The sequence below is a fragment of the Acidovorax sp. IB03 genome (assembly GCF_016406015.1).
Taxonomy (GTDB): Bacteria; Pseudomonadota; Gammaproteobacteria; order Burkholderiales; family Burkholderiaceae_C; genus Acidovorax; species Acidovorax temperans.
Genome location: NZ_JAEFCH010000002.1, coordinates 215,814 through 226,916, shown reverse-complemented (window position 1 = coordinate 226,916; position 11,103 = coordinate 215,814). Strand labels below are relative to the sequence as shown.

The 11,103-nt window shown below is 62.1% G+C and carries 10 protein-coding genes; 4 read left to right on the top strand and 6 right to left on the bottom strand.

Annotation, left to right across the window (positions count from 1 at the left end; translation table 11 throughout):
- Positions 1-213 precede the first annotated feature (213 nt).
- The 6 genes from IHV84_RS02155 to IHV84_RS02130 all read right to left on the bottom strand — a co-directional run bounded on the left by IHV84_RS02155 (position 214) and on the right by IHV84_RS02130 (position 5,667).
- A complete protein-coding gene (locus tag IHV84_RS02155) occupies positions 214-951 on the bottom strand; it encodes an amino acid ABC transporter ATP-binding protein (protein WP_044395814.1) in 738 nt (245 codons plus the stop codon).
- Between the two features lie 149 nt (positions 952-1,100).
- The gene (locus IHV84_RS02150) at positions 1,101-1,766 is read right to left on the bottom strand and encodes an amino acid ABC transporter permease (protein ID WP_044395812.1); all 666 of its coding nucleotides are present in this window, start codon (positions 1,764-1,766) and stop codon (positions 1,101-1,103) included.
- A 2-nt stretch (positions 1,767-1,768) separates the two neighbouring features.
- The gene (locus tag IHV84_RS02145; protein WP_066696305.1) at positions 1,769-2,527 is read right to left on the bottom strand and encodes an amino acid ABC transporter permease; all 759 of its coding nucleotides are present in this window, start codon (positions 2,525-2,527) and stop codon (positions 1,769-1,771) included.
- Positions 2,528-2,635: 108 nt separating this feature from the next.
- Positions 2,636-3,535, bottom strand: a complete 900-nt coding sequence (locus IHV84_RS02140) for an amino acid ABC transporter substrate-binding protein (RefSeq protein WP_066695037.1) — start codon at positions 3,533-3,535, stop codon at positions 2,636-2,638.
- A 108-nt stretch (positions 3,536-3,643) separates the two neighbouring features.
- Positions 3,644-4,531: an amino acid ABC transporter substrate-binding protein gene (locus IHV84_RS02135; RefSeq protein ID WP_198845610.1), complete on the bottom strand. Its 888-nt coding sequence runs from the start codon at positions 4,529-4,531 to the stop codon at positions 3,644-3,646.
- 197 nt (positions 4,532-4,728) lie between these two features.
- Positions 4,729-5,667: a LysR family transcriptional regulator gene (locus IHV84_RS02130; protein WP_198845609.1), complete on the bottom strand. Its 939-nt coding sequence runs from the start codon at positions 5,665-5,667 to the stop codon at positions 4,729-4,731.
- A 390-nt stretch (positions 5,668-6,057) separates the two neighbouring features.
- Here IHV84_RS02130 and IHV84_RS02125 point away from each other — a divergent pair, with 390 nt between their 5' ends.
- From IHV84_RS02125 to lldP, 4 genes are all read left to right on the top strand, one after another.
- On the top strand, positions 6,058-6,591 hold the full coding sequence (locus IHV84_RS02125; RefSeq protein WP_044395803.1) for a TRAP transporter small permease: 534 nt from the start codon (positions 6,058-6,060) through the stop codon (positions 6,589-6,591).
- On the top strand, positions 6,588-7,886 hold the full coding sequence (locus IHV84_RS02120) for a TRAP transporter large permease (RefSeq protein ID WP_142082162.1): 1,299 nt from the start codon (positions 6,588-6,590) through the stop codon (positions 7,884-7,886). Before IHV84_RS02125 ends, IHV84_RS02120 begins: the two co-directional genes overlap by 4 nt.
- Positions 7,887-7,913: 27 nt before the next feature.
- The gene (locus IHV84_RS02115; RefSeq protein WP_198845608.1) at positions 7,914-8,948 is read left to right on the top strand and encodes a DctP family TRAP transporter solute-binding subunit; all 1,035 of its coding nucleotides are present in this window, start codon (positions 7,914-7,916) and stop codon (positions 8,946-8,948) included.
- A 447-nt stretch (positions 8,949-9,395) separates the two neighbouring features.
- Positions 9,396-11,096: an L-lactate permease gene (gene lldP / locus IHV84_RS02110; RefSeq protein WP_198845607.1), complete on the top strand. Its 1,701-nt coding sequence runs from the start codon at positions 9,396-9,398 to the stop codon at positions 11,094-11,096.
- Positions 11,097-11,103: the final 7 nt, after the last annotated feature.

Here is an 11,103-nt window from a genome sequence, read left to right as displayed (position 1 = left end):
GGGTCTATCAACGCGCTGAGCTGCTCGAGGCGATCAGGTACTCGGGGCAGGGTCTGGCGCAAGGCGTTTGCAAGCAGGCTCATCAAGCAAAAAAGGGAACGTGTTGAACACGTCCCCTTTTTACTGGATCAAGCCGCCTGCGGGCTTAACTGACTGGCATTGACCCGAGGGTGCCTTTGAACCACCGTACTGCGGCAGCGCGCCGCAGAATCATCAGTGCTGCAGGATCTTGTTGAGGAAGTCCTTGGTGCGGGGCTGGCGTGCGTCGGGGTTGTTGAAGAACTCCTCTTTCGAGCAGTCTTCCAGAATGCGGCCGCCCACGTCCATGAAAATCACGCGGTTGCTCACCTTGCGGGCAAAGCCCATTTCGTGGGTCACGCACATCATGGTCATGCCTTCGTTGGCCAGGCCCACCATCACGTCCAGCACTTCGCCCACCATTTCGGGGTCCAGTGCAGAAGTGGGCTCGTCGAACAGCATCACGATGGGGTCCATCGACAGCGCGCGCGCAATCGCCACGCGCTGCTGCTGACCACCCGAGAGCTGGCCGGGGAACTTGTCCTTGTGGGCGATCAGGCCCACGCGCTCCAGCATCTTCAGGCCGCGCTTCTTGGCATCATCGGCCGTGCGGCCCAGCACCTTGATCTGCGCAATCGTCAGGTTGTCCGTCACCGACAGGTGCGGGAACAGCTCGAAATGCTGGAACACCATGCCCACGCGGCTGCGCAGCTTGGGCAGGTTGGTCTTGGGGTCGTGCAGCTTGATGCCGTCCACCGTGATCTCGCCCTTCTGGAAGGGTTCGAGCGCGTTGATGGTCTTGATCAGCGTTGACTTGCCCGAGCCCGAAGGGCCGCACACCACCACCACTTCACCTTTGCTGATGGTGGCCGAGCACTCGTTGAGCACCTGCACTGGGCCATACCACTTGGATACGTTCTTGAGTTCGATCATTTCTTTCTCCAATCTCTTCTCTTGTCACTTTTTCGGGGCGCCGCCCATAAGACCGATGCGGCCTCATGCGGGGACGCCGTGGAGCTGGCTCTGCCAGGCCACTGGCGTCGTCACCCTCGGGGGAAGGCGCCGAAGGCGACTCAGGGGGGCTACCGAATAATTGCGATCTTCTGGTGCAGGCGCTTCACAGCCCAGGACAGCGCGTAGCACATCACAAAGTACAGGACGGCAGCGGCCAGGTACGCCTCGATGGGTCGGCCAAAGTTCTTGCCCGCCACTTCAAAGCCCTTGAGCATGTCGTAGGCGCCAATCGCATACACCAGCGAGGTGTCCTGGAACAGGATGATGGTCTGGGTCAGCAGCACAGGCAGCATGTTGCGGAAGGCCTGGGGCAGCACCACCAGCTTCATGTTCTGGCTGTAGGTCATGCCCAGCGCCTGCCCGGCATACACCTGCCCACGCGGAATGGACTGGATACCCGCGCGCATGATTTCGCTGAAGTACGCGGCCTCAAACGCGATGAAGGTGACCACCGCCGACAACTCAGCACCAATGGGGCGACCGATGATGGCAGGCATCAGCAGGAAGAACCACAGAATCACCATGACCAGCGGAATGCTGCGCATGCCGTTGACGTAAATGGTGGCGGGCACATCCAGCCATTTGCGGCCCGACAGGCGCATCAGCGCCAGCACCGTGCCAAACAGCACGCCGCCAATGGTGGCGACCAGGGTGAGCATCAGGCTGAAGTACAGCCCCTTCAGGACGAAGTTGGAGATCAGGTCCCAGTTGTAGAAGGAAAAGTCGAGATTCATGTTCAGTGACCTCCGCCCGCTCCGCCTGCCACCACCATGCCGGGGATGCGCACGCGCTTTTCAATGAAGGCCATGATGCGGTTGATGGCGAAGGCCGACACGATATAAAGCCCGGTCACCGCGAGGTAGACCTCAATGCCGCGCGAGGTTTCTTCCTGCGCCTGCATGGCAAACATCGTGAGCTCAGCCACCGAAACGGCAAACGCCACCGACGAGTTCTTGAAGATGTTCATCGTCTCGCTGGTCAGCGGCGGCACGATGATGCGAAACGCCATCGGCAGCAGCACATAGCGGTACGTCTGGAACGTGGTGAACCCCATGGCCATGCCTGCATAGCGCTGGCCGCGTGGCAACGCCTGGATGCCCGAGCGCACCTGCTCGGCAATACGCGCCGAGGTAAAAAAGCCCAAGGCAAACACCACCAGCACAAACCCCGGCACGCCCTTCATGGCTGGCACCAGGGTCGGCACCACGTGGTACCACAAGAAAATTTGCACCAGCAACGGTATGTTGCGGAACAGCTCCACCCACGCGTTGCCCAGCCGTGTCACGATGGGGCTGTTGGGCAACGTGCGCAACGTGCCAATCAGCGAGCCAATGACCAACGCCAGCAACAAAGCCAGCAGCGATACAGACACCGTCCACCCCCAGGCCGACAGCATCCAGTCCAGGTAAGTGATGTCGCCGCCTTTGCCAAAGCAGCCTTGCACCACTTCCCGTTCAATGGTGTCCTGGCAGAACACCTGCCAATCCCAACTCATAGGATCACCCCTTAGTTATTTGATATTGCGTTGGCGCCACCGCTGGGAGGCCCAACAAAAAACGCCCCTTCAAACCCACTGTTCGAAGGGGCGCAAGTGATCCAGGAATTACTTCTTGGCGTAGTCTTCCATGGGCTTGTCGTTGGGGTTGGCCCAGGCAGCCTTGGTGGCTTCAGACAAAGGCAGGCCGATCTTCACGTTGGCTGGAGGCACGGGCTGCATGAACCACTTGTCGTACAGCTTGGCCAGCGAGCCGTCCTTGATCTGGCGCTTGATAGAGTCGTCCACAGCCTTCTTGAAGGCGGGGTCGTCCTTGCGCAGCATGCAGGCGATGGGTTCGACGCTCAGCACTTCGCCCACGATCTTGTAGTCGGCAGGGTTCTTGGACTTGGAGATGTTGGCCGCCAGGATGGAGCCGTCCATCACGAATGCGTCGGCACGGCCGGTTTCCAGCATCAGGAAGCTGTCAGCGTGGTCCTTGCCGAACACTTCCTTGAAGTCGATGCCGCCAGCACGTTCGTGCTTGCGCAGGGTCTGCACCGAGGTCGTGCCGGTGGTGGTGGCCACGGTCTTGCCGTTCAGGTCCTTGATGGAATTGATGCTCGAGTTGGCCTTGGTGGCAATGCGCACTTCTTCCACATAGGTGGTCACGGCAAACGCCACGTCCTTCTGGCGGGCGGCGTTGTTGGTGGTGGAGCCGCACTCCAGGTCCACCGTGCCGTTGGTCACCAGGGGCACGCGGTTTTGCGAGGTGACGGGCTGGTACTTGATGTCCAGCTTGGGCAAGCCCAGTTGCTTCTGGATATCGGCAAGGATGACTTCAGCCATCTCGGTGTGGAAGCCCACGTACTTGCCGTTGCCCAGGGTGTAGGACAAGCCGGAGGACTCACGCACTCCGAGGGTTACGCTACCGGAGGCCTTGATTTTGGCCAGCGTGTCGTTCGCCTGAGCAAACACGCTGCCAGCAGCCAAGGCGGTGACGGCAATAGCCAACAAATGCTTTTTCATAGAGGTCTCCTTAGTGGATAGGACAGAGAGAATCGGAAGCGCGCTTGCATGCCAATCGTGCCGGCGAGGCAAGTGCTTCCAGCAATAAGCCGTGGGCGGTCATCTTATTCAGAACGGAACCTGGTCGGTAGGGTATTTCCAGAAGTCCCTGAGTAAATAGCTGACCGGTATGTTCAACGGCTTGTTGTGGGGTGGGATAGGTTGGGCAAACCACTTATCGTAAATCGGATAGATCTCGCGGCTGGTGATCAGACGTTTCATTTCTTCGTCCACCAGCTTTTTAAATTCGGGGTCGTTCTTGGGCAGCATGATGGCCAAGGGCTCGGTGGTGACGAATCGGCCCACCACCTTGAGTGCTTTCGGGTCTGGGCGAGCAGCTGCCAGACCGTACAGGAGCACATCGTCCATCAAAAACGCATCGGCCTCACCCTTCTCGACCATTTCCACGCCACGGGCATGGTCTGGCGCCTCCACGATCTTGATACCCATCAGGCGCTCGCGATTGGCTTGCGTCACAGCCTTGAGGGGCGTGGTGCCTTGCGTCGAAGCGAGGATTTTGCCCTGCAAGTCTTCGAGGCGATCAATGGAGCTGGAGGCCTTGGTCAACAAGCGTGCGCCCGTGATGAAGTGGGGCACCGTGAAAGCCACCTTCTGGCGGCGCTCGGCATTGTTGGTGGTGGAGCCGCATTCCAGATCGGCCTTGCCCTGCTCGATCATTTCGATGCGGTTGGCGGGGGAGACCATGACGAACTCCACCGCCATGTCCTTGGCGCCCGTCTTCTTGCGCACCACTTCGGCCAGGCGCAGGCACAGGTCTACCGCATAGCCCACGGGCTTGCCCGACGCCACGTACGAAAACGGCACGGCAGATTCACGGTGTGCAATCACCAGCTTGCCCCCGGCGCTGATGCGCTCCAGCACCGTGGCGGCCGTCGCGGCAGGCACGCAGCACAGGGCCGCAAGGCACCATGCCAATCCCCAATGCTGTTTTTTCATGCCAAGCCTCGGTGAGTGAACTAAAAAGTGGTTTGCAAACTTCGTGCCATCGCGCGCCTGTCGCCGCCGCAAGCCTCCTGCCCATCACTTGAGCGGGGCGGCAGGCGTTCAGCGCACGGCGCGAACTGTACGTTTCAGTTTGGTGAAACACCAATGCTGATTGCGCGCCCTGTTATGCAAAACTTTTATGTCCGTATTTACCCTAGGCATGGGCCAGCCTGCGTTTGCAGGTAGGCCCAGAGGGCTTGGGCCGTGCCTTTGGCAGACTCCTTGCCCGCAGGCTTTTCACGGTAGGCGCGCACATCCATGATCATCTGCAAGCCCTCGGTATCGGCGGGTGCAGCACTTACCAGGCGCTTGGAGCGCAGTTCCTTTTTCACCGCACTGTGGGGCAGAAAGGCCACGCCATGCCCTTCCAGCGCCATGGCTTTCAGGCCTTCGGCCATGTCGGTTTCGTACACCCGCTCCAGATGAATGGGCGTGCGGGACTCTTTCAGGATCAGCTCCGTGACCCGCCCCAGGTAGGCCCCCGGCGCATAGCCCAGGTAGGGCAGTGGCTGCCCGGCGCGGCCCGGCAGGCGGAACAGCGGCTCGCCATCGGCGTCGGGCTTGCTGTAGGGCGACAGCACTTCCTGCCCCAGGCTGACCATTTCGTAGCGGTTGGCATCCAGCTGAAAGGGCTGGGATGAGTGGTGGTAGGCAATGAGCAGATCGCAGCCGCCCTCCACCAGCCGCATCACGGCGTCGTGCACATTCAGCGCAATCAGGCGGCTTTTGAAGGGCCCGAATTTTTCGTGCAGGCTCGACACCCAGGCCGGGAAGAACGTGAACGCCAGTGTGTGCGGCACGGCAAACTCGATCATGTCCTTGCCGGCGCTGGTGTGTCCGCGCAGCATGGCGCGCGTGTTTTGCAGTGCCTGCAGCATTTCCAGCGCCTGGTCGTACAGCGTCTTGCCCGCGGGCGTGAGGCGCGTGGGGTACGAACTGCGGTCCACCAGATCAGTGCCCGCCCAGGCTTCCAGGGCCTGGATGCGCCGCGAGAACGCGGGCTGTGTCACATGCCGCAGCTGGGCTGAACGGCTGAAGCTGCGGGTTTCCGCAAGGCTGACGAAATCTTCTAACCACTTGGTTTCCATCGGCAACATTATCCGCGCCTGACTGGAACCTTGCGCACGCAACCCGGCCGACAGGCCCTGCGGAATGGGTGGCGCTTCAAGCGTCGCATAATGTAACGGGGGCTTCAACCACGCGCCCACGCCCTGCCTTGGGTTGCACAACATCCTCGGGGCATCGACATTGAGAACCTGTTCAAAGTCTTTTTGGTGCTGCTGCCAGGGCTTGCCGCAATGAGGGCAAGGCTTGGAATGCGCTCCATCGCCCCGCACGCTTGTCGGCGCTGTTGCGCACCCAGCATGGCCTGCAGCAGATCGGGCGGCGAGGCACTCGCCCACAGGGTTGCGTTGAAGCCAGCAAAGAGACTCTGAACAGGTTCTGAAACCTGTTCCGTTTTTCCGCACCCGCTCTCCATGTCCTCCACCCCTCCCCCCAGCCCGTCCGAGCAGGAGCCCCGCTCACTGCAGTTTGAAGACTGGCTCACCGTCATCGTCATGGCGGCCCTGGCGCTCATCACCTTTGCCAATGTGCTGGTGCGCTACTTCACCAATTCGTCGTTCGCCTGGACGGAAGAAATCTCCGTTTTCCTGATGATTGCCCTGGCGCTCATTGCAGGCTCTGCCGCTGTCGCGCGCGACCAGCACATCCGCATCGAGTATTTTGCCGAGGGCGGCTCTGCCCTGCGAAGCAAGCGGCTGTCCATGCTGGGTGCGGCCACCGTGGCTGTGCTATTTGGCGTGATTGCCGTGCTCAGCGTGCGCGTGGTGTGGGACGACTACCGTTTTGGCGAGACCTCGCCCGGCATCGGCGTGCCGCAGTGGTGGTATTCGATCTGGCTGCCCGTGTTCTCGGCCCTCATCACGCTGCGCGCCGTGGGCCTGTTCATCCGCCGCAGCCGCAGCAAGGTCGATGCCTCTGATGCTCACTCACAGGAGCCCCAAGCATGATCGCCACGCTGCTCTTTGTGGCCTTTTTGGGCCTGATGTTTGTGGGCGTGCCGATTGGCGCCGCGCTGGGCCTGGCGGGTGCCGCCGCCATCGCACTGGCCAATGCCGACAGCCAGTGGTTTGGCCTGCTGGCTGTGCCGCAGAACTTCTACGCTGGCCTGGGCAAATACCCGCTGCTGGCCATCCCGATGTTCGTGCTGGTCGGCTCGATTTTTGACCGCTCGGGCGTGGCCCTGCGCCTCGTGAACTTTGCCGTGGCGATGGTCGGCCGTGGCCCCGGCATGCTGCCACTGGTCGCCATTGCCGTGGCCATGTTCCTGGGCGGCATCTCGGGCTCCGGCCCCGCCAATGCGGCCGCCGTGGGCGGCGTGATGATCGCGGCCATGTCGCGTGCGGGCTACCCGCCCTCGTTCTCGGCCAGCGTGGTGGGGGCAGCCGCCGCCACCGACATCCTGATCCCACCGTCCGTCGCCTTCATCATCTATTCGGTGCTGGTGCCCGGCGCCTCGGTGCCCGCGCTGTTTGCGGCCGGCATGATCCCCGGCATCCTGGCCGGTGTGGCGCTCATCGTGCCCGCCGTGTGGATGGCGCGCAAACACAAGATGGGCGCGCTCGAGGCCACCATGCCCCGCCCGCCGTTCTGGAAGAGCCTGCGCGAAGCCACCTGGGGCCTGGCCGCTCCGGTGCTGATTCTGGGCGGCATGCGCGCTGGCTGGTTCACACCGACGGAAGCCGCCGTGGTGGCCGTGTTCTACGGCCTGTTCGTGGGCATGGTGATCCACCGCACTATCAAGGTGCGCGACCTGTTCCCCATCCTGCGCGAGTCGGGCGAGCTGTCGGCGGTGATCCTCATCGTCGTGTCGCTGGCGGGCATCTTTGCCTATTCGCTGTCTACCCTCGGCGTGATCGACCCCGTGGCCAAGGCCATCGTGAACTCGGGCCTGGGCGAATACGGCGTGCTGGCGCTGCTCATCGTGCTGCTCATCACCGTGGGCATGTTCCTCGATGGCATCTCGATCTTCCTGATCTTTGTGCCGCTGCTCTTGCCCATCATGCAGCACTACCACTGGGACCCTGTCTGGTTCGGCGTCATCCTCACCCTCAAGGTCGCGCTGGGCCAGTTCACCCCGCCCCTGGCCGTGAACCTGATGGTGTCGTGCCGCATCGCCGGCGTGCGCATGGAGTCCACCGTGCGCTGGGTCGGCTGGATGCTGCTGGCCATGTTCCTGGTGATGGTGGCCGTGATCGCTTTCCCCCAACTCGCCCTGTGGCTGCCCGCCAAAATGGGCTACTGATTGATTTCTAACAAGGAGACTGACCCGATGAAACTGCGTACCTTCCTGACCTCTGCCGTGGCTGCCGCTGCCGCCCTCGCCTTCACCGCCCCTGCTGCCCTGGCGCAAACCGCGTACAAGAGCGAATACCGCATGTCGCTGGTGCTGGGCACCGCCTTCCCCTGGGGCAAGGGCGGCGAGCTGTGGGCCAACAAAGTGCGCGAGCGCACCAATGGCCGCATCAACATCAAGCTGTACCCCGGCGTGTCGCTGATTCAGGGCGACCAGACGCGCGAGTTCAGCGCGCTGCGCCAAGGCGTGATCGACATGGCCGTGGGCTCCACCATCAACTGGTCGCCCCAGGTCAAGCAGCTCAACCTGTTCTCGCTGCCCTTCCTGTTCCCCGACTACGCAGCCGTGGACGCGGTGACGCAGGGCGACGTGGGCAAGCAAATCTTCGCCACGCTCGACAAGGCTGGCGTGGTGCCGCTGGCCTGGGGCGAAAACGGCTACCGCGAAATCTCCAACTCCAAGGTCGCGATCAAGTCGCCCGCCGACCTCAAGGGCCTGAAGATCCGCGTGGTGGGCTCGCCCCTGTTCCTGGACACCTTCACCGCCCTGGGCGCCAACCCCACGCAGATGAGCTGGGCCGATGCCCAACCCGCATTCGCCAGTGGCGCTGTGGACGGCCAGGAGAACCCCATTGCCGTGTACCAAGCCGCCAAGCTGCACACCGTGGCCCAGAAGCACATCACCATGTGGGGCTACGTGAACGACCCGCTGATCTTTGTGGTGAACAAGGACATCTGGAACAGCTGGACACCCGCCGACCGCGAGATCGTGAAGCAAGCCGCCATTGACGCCGGCAAGGAAGAAATCGCCATCGCCCGCAAAGGCATGGTCGAGGCGGACAAGCCGCTGCTCAAGGAAATCGCTGCCAACGGCGTGACCGTGACCCAGCTGTCGGCCGCCGAGCGCGAAGCCTTCGTCAAGGCCACCCGCCCCGTGTACGACAAGTGGAAGAACCAGATCGGCGCCGACCTGGTGACCGCCGCTGAAAAGGCAATTGCCGCACGCAAGTAAACGCAACGCTCCTAAAACCATAGCTTCTAGCGCTTGTACAGCAAGCGCTAGAAGCTTTTTTTATGCCTAAAACCCTGCCCCCAACTGGGCAGAAGCCCGACTGAGACAACGCAACCTACCAATTCAAAATTGGTAGTACCAATAAATAAATAAAGCTGTAAAGACCATAAATCAGTATTAACCCTATCAGGCATAACTCCTAGAAAGACCCAAAATCTCGCCAATTCGCACGGATAAGCGTTTTTTGGTCACACCAATTTAGGCCAATGTCTACCTAAGAAAGCAAGGCGCCACCTGCCCCTTTCAGACAGGCCCGCAGCACAGGTCGCCCGCCGACCCGCAACGCGAGCCTCAGGAGACCACGCCGCCTGGCCGGCGCGTCCACTGCGGTGAAGAAAGCCATGGGCCCTGGGCCCCTGTCTGCGTTTCAATGTCTTTGTCTTCGTTATGCAAACCCTCTGGCAGCAAAACTACGACCCGGCCGGGAACATCTGGCTGTCCGCGCTCGTAGCCCTCATTCCCATCGTCTTTTTCTTTCTGGCCCTGACCAAGCTGCGGCTCAAGGGCTACCAGGCGGGCACCGTCACGGTGCTGCTGGCACTGGGCGTGGCGCTGCTGTTCTACAAAATGCCCGTGAGCGCCGCGCTGGCCTCGGCCGTGTATGGCTTCTTCTACGGCCTGTGGCCCATCGCCTGGATCATTGTGGCGGCGGTGTTTCTGTACAAGCTGTCGGTCAAGACCGGGCAGTTTGATGTGATCCGCAGCTCCATCCTGTCCGTCACGCACGACCAGCGCCTGCAGCTCATCCTGGTGGGCTTTTGCTTCGGCGCCTTCCTGGAAGGCGCGGCTGGCTTTGGCGCCCCCGTGGCCATCACCGCTGCGCTGCTGGTGGGGCTGGGCTTCAAGCCGCTGTACGCCGCCGGTTTGTGCCTGATCGCCAACACCGCCCCCGTGGCGTTTGGCGCCATGGGCATTCCGGTCATCGTGGCGGGCCAGGTGTCGGGCATCGACCCCTTCCTCATCGGCCAGATGGCCGGGCGCCAGTTGCCCTTCATGACCATCCTGGTGCTGTTCTGGATCATGGCGATCATGGACGGCTGGCGCGGCGTGAAGGAGACCTGGCCTGCCGTGCTGGTGGGTGGCGGCTCGTTCGCCGTGGTGCAGTTCCTCACCGCCAACTACATTGGCCCTGAGCTGCCCGACATCACCTCGGCCATCGTCTCGCTGATTGCGCTCACAGCCTTCCTCAAGGTGTGGCAACCCAAGCGCATCTTCCGTTTTGATACGGCAGAAAGCACGACCAGCCAGACCACCGGCACGAACGCACCCGCTGCAGCCAAGCCCCAAGCCGGTGCCGCTGCCCCACTTACCGCAGGCGCCATCCTCAAGGCCTGGTCGCCCTTCATCATCCTGACCGCCATGGTCACGCTGTGGAGCCTCAAGCCCTTCAAGGCATTGTTTGCTGCCGGCGGCCCGCTGGCTTCCACCATCATCAACATCCCCGTGCCCATGCTCGACAAGCTGGTCGCCAAGATGCCCCCGGTGGTCGCGCAGGCCACACCTTACGGCGCGGTGTACACCTTCAACTGGCTGGCCGCCACTGGCACGGCCATCCTGATTGCCGCCATCCTGACCATCGCCTTTGCCCGCTTCTCGCCCGCCAAGGCCGTGGCCACGCTGGGCGAGACGGTGCGCGAGCTGGTCATCCCCATCTACTCCATCGGCATGGTGCTGGCCTTTGCCTTCGTGGCCAACTACTCCGGCCTGTCGGCCACGCTGGCCCTGGCGCTGGCCCACACGGGCCAGGCGTTTGTGTTCTTCTCGCCCTTCCTGGGCTGGATTGGTGTGTTCCTCACGGGCTCGGACACCTCGGCCAACGCCTTGTTTGGCGCGCTGCAGGCCACCACGGCCAACCAACTGGGCCTGTCGCCCGTGCTCACCGTAGCGGCCAACACCACGGGTGGCGTCACCGGCAAGATGATCTCGCCCCAGTCCATCGCCATTGCCTGCGCGGCTGTGGGCCTGGCGGGCAAGGAATCGGACCTGTTCCGCTTCACCGTCAAGCACAGTCTGGTGTTCGCCGCCATCATCGGCATCATCTGCACGCTGCAGGCCTATGTGTTTACGTGGATGATTCCGGGTCATTGAAACCCTG